Raw genomic sequence first — 17,835 nt, 5'->3', positions numbered from 1 at the left:
GTTACTTCGTTTGTAAAGATATTTATTTAGGAGCCGATTTACTTATGAGCAATTATTTCAGTATGGAAGCATTTGATTATGATGATATCCAGCTTGTTCCGAATAAAGGGATCATTAAGAGCCGTCATGACGCAGATACCAGTGTTAAGTTCGGAAACCGAACATTTAAAATACCAGTCGTACCTGCCAACATGGAAAGCGTCATTAACGATGACTTGGCGGTTTGGCTGGCCCAAAACGGCTACTACTATGTCATGCACCGCTTTCAACCTGAAAAGCGTTTCGCTTTTATCAAAATGATGCATGAAAAAGGCTTATTTGCTTCTATATCTGTTGGCATTAAAAAAGGCGAATATGATTTTATTGACCAACTAGTGGAAGAAAACATTAAGCCTGAATATATCACGATTGATGTAGCTCATGGGCATTCTGTCTATGTTATTGATATGATTAAATACATCAAAGAAAAATTGCCAGATACTTTTTTAACAGCAGGCAATATTGCGACCCCGGAAGCAGTGCGTGAATTAGAAGGTGCAGGAGCAGATGCCACAAAAGTTGGTGTTGGTCCTGGCCGCGCTTGTATTACCAAGCTTAAAACCGGTTTTGGCACTGGTGGCTGGCAACTCGCTGCGCTAAGAATGTGCAGTAAAGTAGCTAGCAAACCGCTGATTGCTGATGGCGGCATCCGTTATAACGGCGATATAGCAAAGTCAGTTCGGTTTGGTGCTACAATGGTTATGATTGGTTCAATGCTTGCAGGACATGAAGAATCACCTGGTAATGTAATCAAAATTAACGGTAAAACCTATAAGCAATATTGGGGATCAGCTTCTGAAGTCCAAAAAGGTGCCTATCGCAATGTTGAAGGTAAACAAATGCTCGTTCCCTACCGTGGCCACATTGCCGATACTTTAAGAGAAATGCAGGAAGATTTGCAATCCTCAATTTCATATGCCGGGGGCAGAGATCTTAGTTCAATTAAATTAGTTGATTATGTGATTGTTAAAAACACAATCATGAATGGTGATAAATAAGCAATTTAAATTTTATCCCCAAATCATTGACAAATATGGTAATAATTTGCTTTTTCCGTTAAAATAATGTTATCCCAGTTCTGTTAGGTAGTCAGCGCTGGGATTTTTTGTGTTCAAACTATAAAAGGTTTTGTATCTTTATCAAAGGCTGTTTTGCCTTGCCTAAATCTGAAAGCAGAGCTTATATATTTTCAATTAGTTGCCTGGTATTTCTTTATTTATGCTTTTTTATCCGTTTTAAAGTGTTACACGAAGTACAGAAAGCGTATAATTTGTTTGTAGTAAAGTTGAATTTTGTATAGAGGTAATAAAAAATGAAATTTAAAAAAGTGATTATGTTGGTAGCTGCCTTAATAAGTGTTGGCACGATTGGCAGTTTTATTAATACGCCAAGTAATGTGCAAGCTAAGCAAACTCAGGCAGTTTTTCCTAAAAGCTGGCGTGGGACATGGTACTCATATAATTCCAAGACAAAGAAAATCGATAAGATGACTTTCACTAAAACAAAACAAATTTATTACGAAAATGGCCACCAGTATCCTAAATTGCTAAAAGCTAAACCTAAGGTTATGCCTAAACCTAGTAAAAAAACAAGATCTTGGGTTTATTTATCAAATAAAATGACTCAAAAAGGCTATACTTGGACAGGAGTTGGCATTTGGGGCTACCCTGACGAAGGTACGCTTGATTGGTATAACGTTGCTAAATTAGATGGAAATAAAGTTTTAGGTTATGCAGAATATCAGAATGTTTATTGGTATGTAGATAGTCACTGGTATCAGACAGCTAAACTTGCCAAAAAGTTAAAAGATCACAAATATCCAAATTACGACTTTATTATTGGCGGCGATGACCTATAAATTTATCCGTATATTCTTATTCTGTTTTTAAAGGGAAATAAATAATGAAGAAAAAATCAGTTGTTAAAATTATTGCTACTTTTTTTATGCTATTGACTGGCCTTATTCTATTTTCACCTAAAAGCGTTAGTGCATCTGCTATAACAATTAAAGCAGCTTTTGATAAAAAATATTATAACGTTAATTCTACTAAAAAGGCTTATAGTGATTGGGTAGGAAATGTTACTTTTTTCACTCGACATCTAAAAGTTAACACGGGAAAGCCAATGTTCTTTACTCCAAGCATATATGTTGTTAATAAAAAGGCGACAGGACTTTCTGCTAAAGAAGATGGTATTTACATAAATACAATCGACCACAAAAGGTTTGTACATGGTCGTGTTTATTTAATGCGATTTCGCTTTGATCTCTCTCACCTTAAGCCAGGGAAAAAATATCGTTTTAAAAATGACATGCACTTCAATAGCCCACATTATGCTAAATATCGGTGGTTTACTCAGAAGGCTTCACGCAAAGGCAATCTTTCCAATAGTACCCACCTTCCTCAAGTAGACCTGTATGTCAACTGTGGCGCCAAGAAATCCTTTTTGAAAAAGGTAATGCATAATAATAAAAAGATCGTTAATTCGAAAATTAAATTATATTAATTTAATAATTTTTTGGCTAATAAGTTTTATTATTTTATGAAGGGAGAAGCAATGAAGAAAAAAAGTCTTATTGCAATGATTGCCAGTATTTTAGTATTACTAGGTACTGGTTCATTTAGTAGTCCACAACCAGTATCTGCTGCTAAACATCAAATATTTGTGTACAGCAAAACATATGTCTATGATCATAAGGGCAAGAAAACCAAAAAAGTATATAAAAAGAGCAAGAGCCTTTATTATACTTCTGTTAAAAAGATTAAAGGTTATAAATATTATCGTATCGGTAAAAATAAATACATCCACTACTACGATGGTTTACCGCTCAATATAGTCAAAACACCAAAAAATAGGCCTGCTAAAAACGGGGCAAGTTTGATGGATTTTATGGCAAATGATACTTCACTAACCACTGCCCAAAGACAGGAAGCACAAAAAGCAGCGACTTTACTTAGAACAGGCAAAATAGATAGTCAAGCGCAAAAAGGCGCACCATCGTGGTTTAATACTTATGTCAAACTAGGTGGCAAAGATGATGCTACTAGCAACGTTAATATTAAAGCTTCCCTTCAAAGTCTTGCTAATGCAAACAAGGAAAGAACTAAAGCTGGAGTTGGTGAGCTAAAAATTTCCCCAACTTCTACAGCCATTTCCATGATTGATGCAGATTATCAAAAACAGGGTTCCTTAAACCATCCGGGCTTTTACGGCTATCATTTCAACCTGGAAAATCTTTCTGCCGGTGCTGAACCAATTAGCAACTGGATGACTGAAAAAGTAGCCTGGGAATGGGACGTAAAGAAAAACCCTAGCCTTGCGCCCTATGAATTCACTCCTAATTGGGAAGACCCTGTATATCATCAAGCTGTCTTAGGAACAAACGGTTATAGAATGGCAGGACACTATACCAACTTATTAAATAAGGGACATCGCGTAATGGGCATGGCTCATATGACGCAAACTCCATATGGTGCTGCTGATGCTTTTAACGCAACTAATGAAGGAGAAGATGGCGCAATTACTTTGGCTCAATATAAGGCTATAGTAAAAGAATGGTTAAAGAAATAAACGTCTTCACTTCTTAAGTATGAAAAAATCTGTTAGTTTATATTGTGAAATCTCACAATATCTTACTAGCAGATTTTTTGGTCATTATTTAATTAATTTCTGCACTTTCTACTTAATTTCTTCAAAAAGCGGAATCTTTTTCTGACTTTTGACCTCAAATAGACCCTTATCTGAAATTTTAATGGTTGGTGAAACCAGTAAAGACAAAGTAGAAAATGACATAATCTCGTTAGGATTTTTATATCCTAGCTCCTGCAGTGTTTTGCGCACCTTGCCTATTTCTGTGCCTAAAACAGACATTGGTTGGTCACTGGCAACGCCACCAATCGGTAATTTTGCATTGGCAACTATTTTGTCACCTTTTGCTGCAATATAGCCGCCCTGCTGTTCAACCAGCTGATGCTGAATCTTGAGCATTGCGGCAGTGTTAGTGCCCATGATCATTATGTTGTGGTGATCATGCGCCCAAGTTGCTCCTACCGCACCGTCTTTTACAATGCCGCGGTCAACAAAGCCCAGACTATAGTGTCCATCGCCGCTATAACGATCTTGCACCATAATCAATGCTAAGCCGGCTTTCTGCCATTGAACTATGTGATCTTTTACTTCCAGTTTTTCTTGGATATGGTTGGTAAAAGTACCTGCTGGATTAAGTTGAATAATATTTGCCAATACTTCTCCGTTTGCAACTAAATCTGTTTTTGCCACAAAATCATCGGGTAGTAACTTGGGTGCGTTAACGGAATGACGTAACTCTGGCAAAAATTGGTAACCTGTCTGCTCCTTGATATCTGCCGCGTTTATCCCATTTTTATAAACAGCTGCTATTGACAAATCATGCAGATCATCGAGGATAATAAAATCAGCTACTCGGCCGGGAGCAATTGCACCTCTATCCCATAATCCCATATGGCGAGCCGGTGTATAGGTAGCTATATAAATAGCTTCTTCAGGTGTCATCCCCATTTTGATTGCTTTTTTCACCAAATAGTTCAAGTGACCATGAAGCAAGGTATCAGGCATAGAATCATCAGTTACCAGGGCAATATGGTCAAAGTAATTGTTCTTAATGATCGTGTCAATTACTTCCTGCAACATCGATTTCAGTTGCACCTCGACAAACATGCCATTAGGAACTTTTTCATTAACTAAGGCAGCTGTCTGTTCCGTATGATCAGTAGTAACTCCAGCATAAATAACTTTAGCCAGATCTTCACCAGCATATGCTGGCACATGACCTTCAAGAGGCATTGTGGGTTTTTCCTCACGACAAACTTTGATAATATCTTTGATCAAGGTTTTATGCGGAGAAGTCATATCCTTAAAGTTCATCACTTCGCCTAAACAAATAAAGCTCGGATCTTTAAGCAGCTCTTGTACTTCTTTCACGCCAATTTTGCCACCTGTTGTTTCCATATCTGGATTCGTTGATGGAACCGAAGATGGAATGCCAAAGAAAATATCAATCGGTGACGGCTCTGCAATGAAATTTTTTAGTCCCTTGATGCCAGCAACATTCGTTACTTCATGGTCGTCAGCAATAATCGTTGTTGTACCGTATTTTAAAATTGTTTGTCCCATAATCGCAGGAGTAGTCATGGATGAATCAATATGCATGTGGGCATCAACAAATCCTGGGATCAGATACTTACCTTTGAGATTAATTGTCTTTTTAGCCCTAATTCCGGGTAAATCTTGGTTAACCCAATAGAATTTGCCATTTTTGACTGTAACTTGAGTATCAACAAATTTACGTAAAAAAACATTAAAAACATGGCCATTTTTTATCAAAAGATCAACTTGTGTCATTTTTCTCCCCCATAAACAACGAAAGAGTTGAAATATTCCAACCCTTCATTTTTAATTACTATTTACCGATTCATAATTTTATTCCATTGATTAACCCAAGAAGACAAATGGCTATTAACATAGAAGAAATTCATGCTCTTTGCGCGTTTAGCCACATCCCCGTAAGTCTTATTAGCGGCTTCAGCCGGTGTTAACTTAACTTGCGTGTTAACTGGGGCGTTATTAAGTGATTTTGCACTGGCACATCTCTTTTGAATAGCTTCACTTAGTCTAAAATTAATATACTTATATGCAGCATCTGTATTCTTGCTATTCTTTAAAATGGCAACAACGTTGCTGTTAGAATATGTGCCTGATGCTGGAACAATGTATTTAAGGCCTGGATTAGTAGCCTGCAACATGCTGATAGCATAGTCACCAACAACGGCCACACTGATTTCACCTGTTTTGAACATATTGGTTAAATCTGAACTTTGATCGTATGTCTTAACCACATTAGGCTTCAATTCTTTCATAGCCTTGAAAGCTGCTTTACCACCGTCGCTTGGGACATCGACTTTAGCATGGCGACCCGCAATATACAGCATTGCAGGACCAAAAGTTGTTACGATATCAGGAATTGCAATCTTGCCCTTTAACTTTTTAGACCACAGTTGATCCCATTCTGTAATATGAACTTTTTTAGGATTATAAATTATACCTACGCTGTTAACAGTATAAGGAACGGTGCCTGTGTCTTTAGCCAGCTTTTGTTCACTACTGGATAAATATTTAAAATCTTTGATTTTAGAAAAATCTACTTTTTTATACAACTTCTTTTTCGTACCCGCATAAGCATTCTTTTGTGCCACTTCAATCACGTCAACTGAAGAATTAGGATTATGCTCAATTTGGGTTAAGCTCGTAGTTGTATCTGCAGTAAATTGTGCGGAAACTTTAACGTTATTTTTCTTGGCAAAAGGATTGAGTACATCTGATCTCATTTGCTTAGTCAAGATGCCGAACGTAGAAACAACCAACTTGCCACCGTTTGCTTTAGAAGAACAAGCTGAAGTAGCAATAGCTGCTCCCGCAACAATTAAACTTGCTGCCATTAAACATACTTTTTTAATTTTCATAATAGACCTTTCCGAAAATCATACTTGCCTTATTAATGAAGGCAAGTTCTTTTTTGATAATTATTGGTTCATAATTTTATTCCATTGACTGATCCATGAAGGCATCTGCTTGTTCACGTAATAAAAGTCAATAGTTTTTGCTCTTTGTGCAATTGCACCATATGTTTTATTGGCAGCTTCAGCAGCAGTCAATTTTACTTGTGAATTAACCGGTGCATTATTAAGAGATTTTGCACTGGCAACTTTCTTTTGGTTAGCTTCACTTATACGAAAGTCAATATACTTATATGCCGCTTGAGTATTCTTACTGTTTTTCAAGATTGCAATATTATCGTAGTTAGCATATGTTCCTGAGGTTGGCACCAGATACTTCAAACTAGGATTAGTGGCCTGCAGCATGCTGATTGAAAAATCACCTACAACCGCTGCGGTAATTTCTCCCGTTTTAAACATATTGCTTAAATCTGAACTTTGAGAATATGTTTTAACAACGTTCGGCTTTAACTGCTTTAACGCTTTGAAGGCAGCCTTGCCATCATCCTTTGTTACGCTGACTTTAGCATGGTCCCCTGCCACATAGAGCATTGCAGGACCAAAAGTTGTTACAATATCCGGAATTGCAATCTTGCCCTTTAATTTCTTAGACCACAGGTCATCCCAACTTTTAATGTGGGCCTTTTTCGGATTATAAATAATGCCAAAACTGTTAACAGTGTACGGAACAGTATTTGTATCTTTTGCCAGCTTTTGCTGGTCAGCGGATAAATACTTGAAATTCTTGAGTTTGGAAAAATCCAATTTTTTAAAGAGTTTCTTTTTAGCTCCAGTAATCGCATTATTTTGAGCCAATTCAATGACATCTACCGGTGAATTAGAATTGTGCTCAATCTGCGTTAGGCGAGTTGAGCTGTCCCCAAACTGTGTAGACACCTTAACATTATTTTTCTTAGCAAACGGGTTAAGCACGTCCGAGCGCATCTGCTTAGTTGCTAAGCCAAAAGTGGAAACCGTTAGCTTACCGCTACCAGCATTGGACGAACAAGCGGAAGTTGCCAAAGTTGTGCCGGCAATGATAAAACTAGCTGCTAACAAACAAGCTTTTTTAAATTTCATAACAAAACCTTTCTAAAGAATGATTATTCTGATAACGGATGAAGATGTTTAGCAGGAAGAGTTAGCGTTACTTCTTCTCCTGAGCTGCGCATCTTTTGCCGTGCTTCCTCAACTTGAAAGTCCCCTATAGCTGAATGAATGGCATACTTAAAACTTTGTCCTAAATATTCACGACTCATGATAGTACCAGTAAATGAATTTTCAGAAGCATCAGCCAAATTCAAGTGGATGTTTTCCGGACGAATAGTCAGCACTTTTGCATCTTGATTTGGTTCAACCGTATTTAAAACTGTTTCGCCTACTTTGATATGATGCTCATCCTGACGATTAGCAGCAGTGACAGTAATAAAATTGTCATAGCCAATAAAACGGGCAACATATTCTGTCCGAGGATGATGAAAAATATTTTGTGGCGTATCAAACTGATCAATGCGTCCCTGTTTCATAATTAAAACCTTGTCGGAAATTGCGAAACATTCTTGCTGATCATGTGTGACAAACAGCACTGTCATTTTAAGTTTTTGCTGCAAGTCGCGAATTTCTTCACGCATTTTCAGCCGCAATTTAGCATCAAGATTGCTCAAAGGCTCATCCATTAATAACAATTCTGGATTGGTAACCAGAGCCCTTGCTAATGAAACTCTTTGTTGCTGTCCTCCAGAAAGCTGCGCTGGAAATTGTTTAGATAGTTGACTTAAGCCGGTAGTTGCCAGCATTTCAGTCACTCTTTTCTTGATGGCACTTTTGTCAAGCTTGCGCATTTTCAGTCCAAAAGCAACGTTATCAAAAACATTCATATGGGGAAAAAGTGCATAACTTTGAAAAACCATCCCGAAATTTCTCTTATAAACAGGTACTTTAGTAATATCCTTACCGTTAACTAAAACTTGTCCGGCAGTTTCTGGAATTAAACCGGCAATAATTCTAAGTGTGGTCGTTTTGCCACAGCCGGAAGGACCAAGAATTGAAACCAGCTCTCCGTTATTGACAGCAAAAGATATATCTTTTAAAACTTTAGTTTTGCCATCGTATGATTTTGCTAAATTTTGAACTTCTAAATTTGCCACTGCACTACTCCTCTACTCTGTAATATTTTTAATACCGATCGCTTTTTCAACCAAGAACATCATGAGTGCTGTAAAGATCATCAAAAGCACAGAAATTGCTGATACAGTAGGGTCATAATTATTTTGCAAATAATTTAAAATTGACGGTGGCAACATGGTTAAAGAAGGGCCGCTCATGAATAAAGAAACTGGAATATTGTTGAAGGAATTGATGAAACACATCATAAACGCAGCAATGATACTGGCCTTAATATTTGGCAAAACAATTAGGAAAAATCCTTTTTTGCGAGAGCAGCCACAAATCCAGCCCGCTTCTTCGATGTGACTGTCCATTAACAGCATGCTGGCTGTAATTAAACGAATGACATACGGTAAACACAAAAGAAAATGTCCGACAATCAAGCCAATAAATACCGGAATTCTCATAGTAATAACTGCAGCTTGATAGAGTGCGAATCCAATAACAATTTCAGGAATTAAAGTAGGACTCAGGAAAAACGATTGAAACCAAGCAGCATGATGAATGTTGTAACGCGTCAAAGCGTAAACTGCAGGGATACCAATTACTAAAGCCGAAATGCTGGCAATCAAAGCAACAATTAGACTTGATTCAAAACCTGAAATAAAATCGGGCTGTTGGAAAATATTGCTGTACCAAGAAAGGGTAAAGCCGGTAATTGGTAATGAAATTGAGCTTTGCGTATTAAAGGATGTAATTACGACTAAAATCAATGGCAACATGATTAAAGCCAAAATAATAATCGAAATCACAGTCAAAGTTTTATTTTTACGATCAAGCATTAATTGGCCTCCGATCTAAATGATGGCTAAGTCTTCTCATGAGCCACATTGAAAGAGCAGAAATAACAATTAAAATTAATGAGATAACGCTGGCATTTTGCCAATTGCCCAACGTCATTGCTTGCTGATAAATCAAAGTCGCCATTACCAGATGGCGGTTGCCACCAAGAATTTCTGGGGTAGTATAGGCTGTCATTGTTCCGGCAAACACTAAAATGCAGCCAGTTAAAATGCCAGTAGTTAATTGAGGAATGATCACCTTAAATAATGTTCGCCAAGGACTGGAACCAAGAACGGCTGCAGCTTCTTCAATCTCCACATTTAATTCAGCCACGCTGCCAATTAATGAATTAATCATAATTGGTAAAAACAAGTAAACTGAACCAATAATAATAGAGGTATTAGTGTAAAGTATATTTAGCGGTGACTTAATTAGATGCAATGCCAGCAAAGTTTTATTGACGATTCCATCATGTCCCAAAATAATAATCCAGGCAAAGTTTCTTACAACTGCATTGGTTAACATGGGAAAAAGGATTAGCAAATTTAGTATTTGTCTAACTACTGTTTTTTGTCTTCCTATCCAGATAGAAATAGGCACTCCAAGGATCAAAACAACAATCACCGTTACAATTGCTATTAGAAAACTACGTCCAATGACTGCCCAATTAAAAGAACTTTTTAAAAATTGCGTATAAAGTGAAAAGAAGCCACTTTTACTTTGGAATGTTGGTATTGCAATTTGAATTAAGGGGAAAAAAGTGAATACCAATACTCCCAAGAATGCAGGAATTAACAACCATACTGCTGTTTTGCGATTCATATATTACCTCCGCTTTGTATATTAGGTTATCTAATTTTTAATCTGCTGTCAACATCAAATACGAATAAAATTTATCATTGTTCATTAAATAGTTTGTATTTTTCAACTAATGAAAGTGCTTAAGATTGCCATACGTGTATTATCGAGAGCATTACGAACATTAAACAAAAAAACTCTTTTAAACTGAATTAAATCAGTTTAAAAGAGTTAATTTTTATATTAAATATTGAACAGCCCAAAGTTTGGCTTATTTATTAACAAAAACATTACTTATCAGGGACACGCACCAAATTATCTCTGACTAAACACTCTGCAATTTCCACGGTATTGCTGGCAGCGCCCCTTAATAAGTTATCAGCAACTACCCACATATTAAACGCACCGGGATTTTCCTGGTCTGGACGAATACGGCCAACGAAAGTTTCTTTTTTACCTGCTGCTAAAAGCGGTTGCGGATAAATTTGGTTTTGCGGATCATCTTGTAAAACTAACCCGGGAGTCCGCTCAATTTCCTGCTTTATTTCAGCAGCAGTCGCTGACTGATCTTTTAAGGTGAAATAAACCGTTTCACCATGACCAATTTCAACTGGCACACGAACACAAGTAGCAGTAACTTTTATTTGCTTTGAATCCTGATCATTAAACAAAATTTTTTTAGTTTCATGAATCATTTTCCATTCTTCATGCGTATAGCCATCATCTTCAAAAACATCAATCTGAGGCAATAGGTTAAACGCCATGAGGTAATGCTTTTTAGCAGACGCAGTTGGCAAAATTTTGGCTTCAGTTTTTTGATTATTCAGCCTATCTTGTGCTTGTTGCAGTAGTTCATCCCAAGCCGCTTTGCCAGCGCCAGAAACAGCCTGGTAAGTTGAAACGATGATTTGCTTAATACCCCACTTGATGTGGAGTGGATAAAGTGCAGCTACCATCTGAATGGTCGAGCAATTAGGATTAGCAATGATGCCATGATGATTAACTAATTGGTCATCGTTAACTCCAGGAACAATTAATGGAACATCATCATTCATACGAAAAGCACTAGTATTATCTACACACACTGCCCCCCTTTTGACCGCTTCAGGCAATAACTTTTTAGAAACGGCGCCACCAGCAGATGATAAAACCAAGTCAACACCAGTGAATGAATCAGCTTGTGCCTCTTCAACTGTAATTTCTTGGCCTTTAAATTGTAATTTCTTGCCTGCTGAACGCTTAGACGCTAGCAATTTAACTTGCTTGACTGGAATTGCTGCTTTTTCCAATTCACTAATTAAACGTTGACCTACTGCACCTGTAGCACCCAAAATTGCAACTGAGTATTCTCTCATCAAATTTCACCCTTTTCTGCTAAAAACTTTTGGATTCGACTCATCGCAGTATGTAGATTTTTGTCACTCGCAGCATAAGAAAAGCGAATATAGCCTTCTCCGCCAGGACCAAAAGCATTACCTGGAGTGCCTCCAACTTTAGCTTTATGGGCCAAGTCCAGTGCGAAAGCTTCATCATTCTTACCATAACTTGCTGGTATTTTAGCAAAAACATAAAATGCACCTTCACTGGCATGAGTTTCTAAACCCATTTTGTTTAATGCACCAACAATATAATCACGCCGTTTTTGGTAAATTGGTCGTGCTGCAGCCGGATCCTGATCACCGTTTTCCAAAGCTTCAGTAGCTGCTGCTTGCGCTGGATTTGATGGAGCTGTAACCAAGAATGCGTGCATTTTTGCAATTAAGCTAATTAAAGCGGCTGGTCCAGTCACATAACCCAAACGATAACCAGTCATCGCATGCGACTTGGACAAACCATTAATTAGTAGGGTACGATCGGGTAAATAATGCGCAATCGATACGTGATTAAAGTTATAGGTCAGCTCACTGTATATTTCATCAGAAATCACATAAAGGTGATGCTCTTTAATGATTGGTGCCATTTGCTCTAAAACAGAACTGGGGCATTCCCTGCCGGTTGGATTAGTAGGATAATTCAGTAAAATTGCTTTAGCATGAGGGTGCTCATCCAGTGTCTTTTCCAAATCTTCAGGAGTCAACACAAAATTGGTTCCCGCCGTATTGATAGCAACCAACCTAGCTTTAGTGTATTGAATCAATGGGAAATAAAGGGCATAAGAGGGGGTCGGTACAATAATTTCATCCCCTGGCTGAAACAAAGCCAGCATCGTTGCGGCTATAGCTTCAGTTGCACCTACTGTGACTACAATTTCGCTGTCAGGATCATAAGTTAAGCCCTGCTTGCGCTGTAAAAAATTGCTAATGGCTTTGCGTAATCTGGGGGTTCCTTTTTGAGCTGAGTAATGTGAATCATTATCTAAAATGCTCTGAGCAGCTGCTTTTTTAACATGTTCAGGCGTATTTAAATCAGGTTCTCCTAAGGTTAATTTTATTAAATCTGGAATGTCCTCAACTTTTTGGGCAAAAGCACGTATACCAGAAGGAGGGATTTTTTCTAATGGTGTATGAATAATAGAAGTTAAATCAGTAGCTAATTGTGGCATTTTTGTTCTCCTTATAAATTATAAAATCTGGTCTAAACCGACCACTAAATCTGGTAAATCCATTACCCGACTCAAGGCCACTTTCACGCCCTGCATAAATGAAGAACGAGAAAATGAATCTTGTCTGATAGTTAAAGCTTCTCCGGGACCTCCAAAAAGCACTTGTTCGTGAGCTACGTATCCTGGCAAGCGAATGGAATGAACAGGGACGCCATCATAATCAGCACCGCGAGCTGCAGAATCATTCGCAGTTTGAGAACAATTTTCTGAATTGCGGTTTTCTGCAATCACTTTGGCGGTAGCAATAGCCGTAGCACTAGGTGCATCCCTTTTATCAGCATGATGCATTTCAATGACTTCTGCATCTGGAAAATAACGGGCCGCTTCTTGAGTAAACTTCATTAATAAGACAGCCGACAACCCAAAATTCGGAGCAATAAGGCCACTGACTTTTTCTTTTTTCGCCAATTCTTGTAACTGTTTTGTTTGTTCAGAAGTTAAACCACTTGTTCCCACAATGGGGTGCATATGGTGCTTTAAAGCAAATTTGGTATTTTCATAAACGGCTTGTGGGGTGGTAAAATCAATCCAAATATCCGCATCAATATCAACAGCAGCCAAATTGTCAAAGCATTTGACAGAAGATTTGAAGTCTGAACTTTTAGATGCCGTTGGAGCTAAAACAGCTACTAATTGACAATCAGGTAATTTATTAACTAATTGCACCGTTTGTTTTCCCATAGATCCCGTGGCTCCAGCTACTAAAATTTTTTTCATATTATACTCCTAGTTCTAACGGCAGTTTATGTAATAAAGCCGAATCAGCTAAACCTAAATGAACAGCTAATTGCCGCTTTTCTGCTTCATTTAAGTCCATAATAGGCCGGCGACATCCACCAGCTGGTAAGCCTTGTGCATTTAACACAGCTTTAACTGGAGATGGTGAAGGATACATGAACAAGGCTTGCATCTTTGGCATTAGTCGTCTTTGCAATTTCCCTGCTGCAGCTACTTTGCCCTGATCTAAATCATCATACATTTCACGCATGGCCGAGCCATAAATATGAGAAGCTACCGAAATCACTCCTTTTGCACCTAAAACTTTAGCAGTTAAAGATTGCAGGTCTTCGCCTGTATACACTAAAAAGTCACTTGCTGCGTGTTCAACAATATATTCTAAGTCTTCTAACTCCGCACATTGCTTAACACCAGCAATTTTAGGATTATGCGACAGACTAACCAAAGTTTCTTTACTAATCTTAATTCCTGTTCGACCTGGAATGTTATAAATAATAATTGGTACGGGAGAATTTTCTGCTACTTTTTCAAAGTGGGCTATAATGCCTCTTTGATTAGGCTTGTTATAATATGGCGCTACTACCAAAGCCATATCAATGCCGGGAATTTGCCCCACTTCTTGAGTAAACGCAACTGTCTGTGCAGTATTATTACTGCCCGTGCCCGCAATTACAGGGACTCGTCCCGCAATTATTTGAGCAAAATTAGTATATAGTTCTATTTTTTCGTCATGGGTCATTGTTGCTGTTTCACCAGTGGTACCCCCAATCACAAAGCCGTTGCTACCCGTATTAATTAAATGTTCTGTCAATTCTTTCAGTCCGGGATAATCAACTTTTCCTTCTTTATTAAAGGGCGTAATTATCGCGGTCATTAAATCTGCTTTATCAAAATTAGTCATGTCTTTCTCCTTTTGAGCTACATATGACTCAGTAAAAAACCTACCATTGCTTTAATTCCTATTACTATTGCTTCTTCGTGTGGATTAAAGGTTGCAGAATGGAGTTGAGAATTATCGTTCACTCCCAGCCAGAACATAGTACCAGGAATTTGTGCCAGTAAGTAGCCAAAGTCTTCCCCTGTCATAGCCGGTTGCATCTCTTGGTAGTTAATTTGAGGATTTTTCTTCATATAATTAATGAATTCTGCTGTAATTTGGGGGTCATTTTCAACTGGCCAATAACCACCCTGATTAAGCTGCAAATCAACTTTAGCATTAAAACTCTGCGCTATTCCTTGAGTCACATACCGCAGGCGCTGATCGATTCTTTCAATCATTTTTTGGGTTAGTCCGCGAATAGTTCCTTCAAGATGAGCATGGCCGGCAATCGCATTTCTAACTGTTCCAGCCCTGACCTTTCCTATTGTGATAACTCCGCTTGCAATGGGATCAATACTACGTGAGACAATTGTCTGAATTTGTTCTATTAAAGAAGCAGCAGCTACTACCATATCATTGGCTTGTTGTGGATATGCGGCATGTCCATCTTTACCATATAAATCAATATTGATTTCAGTTGTTCCCGCAAATAATGTTCCCAAACGGCAGCCAATTGTGCCAGTAGGCAAATCAGGAGTAACATGCAAGGCAAAAAACTCGTCTGGACGCCATTTGCCAGTAAAGATTCCAGCCTCATAGGCTTTTTTACCGCCACTTTCACTTTCTTCAGCTGGTTGAAAAAAGAAAAGCAAATTATCCTGTGGCTGATGTTCACAAAAATAATCCAAAATTCCCAGTGCCACTGTCATGTGAATATCATGACCACAGGCGTGCATTTGACCTTGAGTTTGGGAGGCAAACGGCAAAGCCGTTTTTTCTTCAATAGGTAAGCCGTCAATATCTGCTCGATAACCGATTGTTTTTTGCGGTTTGCTTCCCTTAACCCTGACCAATATTGCTGTGGGCAGCTCAGGGCATGTGCGAACTTCAATATATTTTTGAGTAAAATTGCCAATAATCTGTAATAAATATTTTTGTGTTTGGTGTTCATGCAAGGCTAATTCAGGGATTTGATGTAAATCGCGGCGGATTTTAACAAGTTGCTCAGAAGTTAACATTAATTCACAGCTTTCTTAATCCCTGTTCAATTCCTGTCTTAGAGGCAGTTTTTTGATCACGCATTTTAACAACTTTTGCCGGCACTCCGGCAACGACGCTGTTCGCAGGCACATCTTTTGTTACTACCGCCCCGGCGGCTACTACCGCATGGTCGCCAACTTGGACTCCTTCTAAAACCACGGCATTAGCACCAATCAAAACGTTTTTGCCAATTTTCACAGGTTGTGCTGAAGCCGGTTCGACAACTCCGGCAATTACGGCACCCGCTCCTACATGGCTGTTAGCACCAATGATTGCTCTACCGCCCAAAACAGCATTCATATCAATCATGGCATTTTCACCAATTTCCGCACCAATATTAATGACTGCACCCATCATGATTACAGCATTTTTCCCTATCTCAACGTTTTCACGGATAAGCGCACCCGGTTCAATTCTGGCGGAAATATTTTTTAAATCCAATAATGGAATGGCAGAATTACGACTGACATTTTCCACTTGATAATATGTTATCTTCTTGGCGTTTTTTTCTAAAAAAGGTTCCAAGACTTGCCAATCTCCAAAAACGACACCGGTGTGAGTTTCATTAAAAATTTTGCAATCTTCAGGCCAGTCCAATTTAGCCATTTCACCTTTGACATATACTTTAACTGGTGTTTTTTTGGTTGAATTAGCAATGAAATCAATGATTTCAGCAGCCGACATTTTTTTCATATTTATTAATTATCCTTTCGTTTGATAAAAGCGATCATGGCTAATTAGATCCGCATAAGTTTCACGTGTAACTACTACTTGTGCTTGACCATTTTCTGCAAATACAACGGCTGGCCGTGGAACACGGTTGTAATTTGAAGCCATACTATAGCCATAAGCTCCAGTTGCCAGAACTGCAATTACATCACCTGGTTTACTTTGAGGCAGTGCCAGTTCGTTAATAAGAATATCGCCTGATTCACAATAGCGCCCTGCCAGTCTGACAGTTTCTTCAGGCTCTGCATGAGGATTTTCTGCTAATAATGCCTCATATTGTGCTTGATAAAGTGCCGGTCTGATATTATCTCCCATACCACCATCTACTGTAACGTAAGGCAATAGTCCCGGTACTTCTTTGCGTGCACCAACTGTATATAAGCTATAACCAGCCTCTCCTACAATTGAACGACCCGGTTCTATCCAGATAGCCGGCATTTTTAAGTGACTTTCTTGTATGCATTTTTTAACTGTCTGCACTATTTGACTGATAAAAGTTTGCGCAGTCAAAACTTTGTCCTGCTTGGTATATCTAATGCCAAACCCGCCACCTAAATTTAAGACTTGAGGCTGGTAATCATATTTTTGTTTCCAGTTATTGACCAGTTGCATAAGTTTTTCAACTTCCAGCTTAAAACCCGCTGTTGCCAAAATTTGTGAACCGATATGTGCATGCAAGCCAATCAAGTCCATCTGTTTATTAGCTTTTACCTCTAAAAATGCCTGCTCGGCTTGGCCTGATCTAATATCAAAACCAAATTTACTGTTCTCTTGACCAGTTTGATCATACTCGTGAGTATGTGCTGAGACCCCTGGAGTTAGCCTCAGCATTACTTGCACTTGAGCATTTGTTTTTTGCAAAATTTGCGTCAGCAACTTAATTTCATAAAAATTATCTAAAACAATGACACCGACATGGTTTTGCACAGCCATTAATAACTCATCTGCTGTCTTATTATTACCATGAAAACTGATTTTTTCTGCCGGAAATCCTGCTTTTAAGGCTGTATACAATTCGCCGCCAGAAACAACATCAACATGTCCGCCAAGTTCATTAATTACCTGATAAATCGCAATTGTAGCAAAAGCCTTACTGGCATAACTAATTGCATAATTTACACTTTCTTCTGCGAATGCCTTTTGGAAAGCCTGAAATTGCTGTTTGATTTTTTGTACGTCATAAACAACTAATGGAGTACCAAATTCTTTTGCCAATTTCAATGCATCTACTCCACCAATTGCCAAGTGACCTTGAGCGTTAGTCTGGTAATAATCATTAGCAGCCATTTAAGTCTCTCCCTTTTGTTAAATAAAAAAGGCTCTTTTGTTGTGCCTAACAAAAGAGACCTTCAAGTTATTATCTGGTATCA

General features: G+C 38.3%; 17 protein-coding genes. 4 read left to right on the top strand and 13 right to left on the bottom strand.

Annotated elements, in window-relative coordinates; genetic code table 11:
- The first annotated feature begins 44 nt into the window (after positions 1-44).
- The 4 genes from LDM92_RS05345 to LDM92_RS05330 all read left to right on the top strand — a co-directional run bounded on the left by LDM92_RS05345 (position 45) and on the right by LDM92_RS05330 (position 3,609).
- A complete protein-coding gene (locus LDM92_RS05345) occupies positions 45-1,037 on the top strand; it encodes a GMP reductase (RefSeq protein ID WP_223902351.1) in 993 nt (330 codons plus the stop codon).
- 314 nt (positions 1,038-1,351) lie between these two features.
- Positions 1,352-1,897: a hypothetical protein gene (locus tag LDM92_RS05340; RefSeq protein WP_045928774.1), complete on the top strand. Its 546-nt coding sequence runs from the start codon at positions 1,352-1,354 to the stop codon at positions 1,895-1,897.
- 44 nt (positions 1,898-1,941) lie between these two features.
- Positions 1,942-2,544, top strand: a complete 603-nt coding sequence (locus LDM92_RS05335; RefSeq protein ID WP_223902350.1) for a hypothetical protein — start codon at positions 1,942-1,944, stop codon at positions 2,542-2,544.
- A gap of 51 nt (positions 2,545-2,595) precedes the next feature.
- On the top strand, positions 2,596-3,609 hold the full coding sequence (locus tag LDM92_RS05330) for an SLAP domain-containing protein (protein WP_223902349.1): 1,014 nt from the start codon (positions 2,596-2,598) through the stop codon (positions 3,607-3,609).
- Positions 3,610-3,717: 108 nt separating this feature from the next.
- Here LDM92_RS05330 and LDM92_RS05325 read toward each other — a convergent pair whose 3' ends face one another.
- The 13 genes from LDM92_RS05325 to lysA all read right to left on the bottom strand — a co-directional run bounded on the left by LDM92_RS05325 (position 3,718) and on the right by lysA (position 17,752).
- Positions 3,718-5,418 (bottom strand): adenine deaminase C-terminal domain-containing protein, encoded by a 1,701-nt coding sequence (locus LDM92_RS05325; protein ID WP_223902348.1) that lies wholly within the window; start codon positions 5,416-5,418, stop codon positions 3,718-3,720.
- A 62-nt stretch (positions 5,419-5,480) separates the two neighbouring features.
- Complete coding sequence (locus tag LDM92_RS05320; RefSeq protein WP_223902347.1) at positions 5,481-6,536, bottom strand: ABC transporter substrate-binding protein; 1,056 nt, start codon at positions 6,534-6,536, stop codon at positions 5,481-5,483.
- Positions 6,537-6,596: 60 nt separating this feature from the next.
- Complete coding sequence (locus tag LDM92_RS05315) at positions 6,597-7,649, bottom strand: ABC transporter substrate-binding protein (protein WP_223902346.1); 1,053 nt, start codon at positions 7,647-7,649, stop codon at positions 6,597-6,599.
- Positions 7,650-7,672: 23 nt separating this feature from the next.
- Positions 7,673-8,716: an ABC transporter ATP-binding protein gene (locus LDM92_RS05310; RefSeq protein ID WP_223902345.1), complete on the bottom strand. Its 1,044-nt coding sequence runs from the start codon at positions 8,714-8,716 to the stop codon at positions 7,673-7,675.
- A gap of 12 nt (positions 8,717-8,728) precedes the next feature.
- On the bottom strand, positions 8,729-9,517 hold the full coding sequence (locus tag LDM92_RS05305) for an ABC transporter permease (protein WP_223902344.1): 789 nt from the start codon (positions 9,515-9,517) through the stop codon (positions 8,729-8,731).
- Positions 9,510-10,340: an ABC transporter permease gene (locus LDM92_RS05300; protein WP_223902343.1), complete on the bottom strand. Its 831-nt coding sequence runs from the start codon at positions 10,338-10,340 to the stop codon at positions 9,510-9,512. Before LDM92_RS05300 ends, LDM92_RS05305 begins: the two co-directional genes overlap by 8 nt.
- 266 nt (positions 10,341-10,606) lie before the next feature.
- Positions 10,607-11,674: an aspartate-semialdehyde dehydrogenase gene (locus LDM92_RS05295; RefSeq protein WP_223902342.1), complete on the bottom strand. Its 1,068-nt coding sequence runs from the start codon at positions 11,672-11,674 to the stop codon at positions 10,607-10,609.
- Positions 11,671-12,858, bottom strand: a complete 1,188-nt coding sequence (locus tag LDM92_RS05290; RefSeq protein WP_223902341.1) for an aminotransferase class I/II-fold pyridoxal phosphate-dependent enzyme — start codon at positions 12,856-12,858, stop codon at positions 11,671-11,673. Before LDM92_RS05290 ends, LDM92_RS05295 begins: the two co-directional genes overlap by 4 nt.
- Before the next feature lie 18 nt (positions 12,859-12,876).
- Positions 12,877-13,635: a 4-hydroxy-tetrahydrodipicolinate reductase gene (dapB, locus tag LDM92_RS05285; RefSeq protein WP_223902340.1), complete on the bottom strand. Its 759-nt coding sequence runs from the start codon at positions 13,633-13,635 to the stop codon at positions 12,877-12,879.
- A 1-nt stretch (position 13,636) separates the two neighbouring features.
- Entirely contained in the window at positions 13,637-14,557 is a 921-nt protein-coding gene (gene dapA, locus LDM92_RS05280) for a 4-hydroxy-tetrahydrodipicolinate synthase (RefSeq protein ID WP_223902339.1), read from the bottom strand.
- 17 nt (positions 14,558-14,574) lie between these two features.
- The gene (locus LDM92_RS05275; protein WP_223902338.1) at positions 14,575-15,714 is read right to left on the bottom strand and encodes an N-acetyldiaminopimelate deacetylase; all 1,140 of its coding nucleotides are present in this window, start codon (positions 15,712-15,714) and stop codon (positions 14,575-14,577) included.
- Positions 15,715-15,718: 4 nt separating this feature from the next.
- On the bottom strand, positions 15,719-16,429 hold the full coding sequence (gene dapD / locus LDM92_RS05270) for a 2,3,4,5-tetrahydropyridine-2,6-dicarboxylate N-acetyltransferase (RefSeq protein ID WP_109586894.1): 711 nt from the start codon (positions 16,427-16,429) through the stop codon (positions 15,719-15,721).
- A 9-nt stretch (positions 16,430-16,438) separates the two neighbouring features.
- Positions 16,439-17,752 (bottom strand): diaminopimelate decarboxylase, encoded by a 1,314-nt coding sequence (gene lysA / locus LDM92_RS05265; RefSeq protein WP_223902337.1) that lies wholly within the window; start codon positions 17,750-17,752, stop codon positions 16,439-16,441.
- Positions 17,753-17,835: the final 83 nt, after the last annotated feature.

Origin of the sequence: Lactobacillus laiwuensis (genome assembly GCF_019972835.1) — a bacterium.
Lineage (GTDB): Bacteria > Bacillota > Bacilli > Lactobacillales > Lactobacillaceae > Lactobacillus > Lactobacillus laiwuensis.
This window is presented reverse-complemented; position numbering and strand designations above follow the sequence as displayed.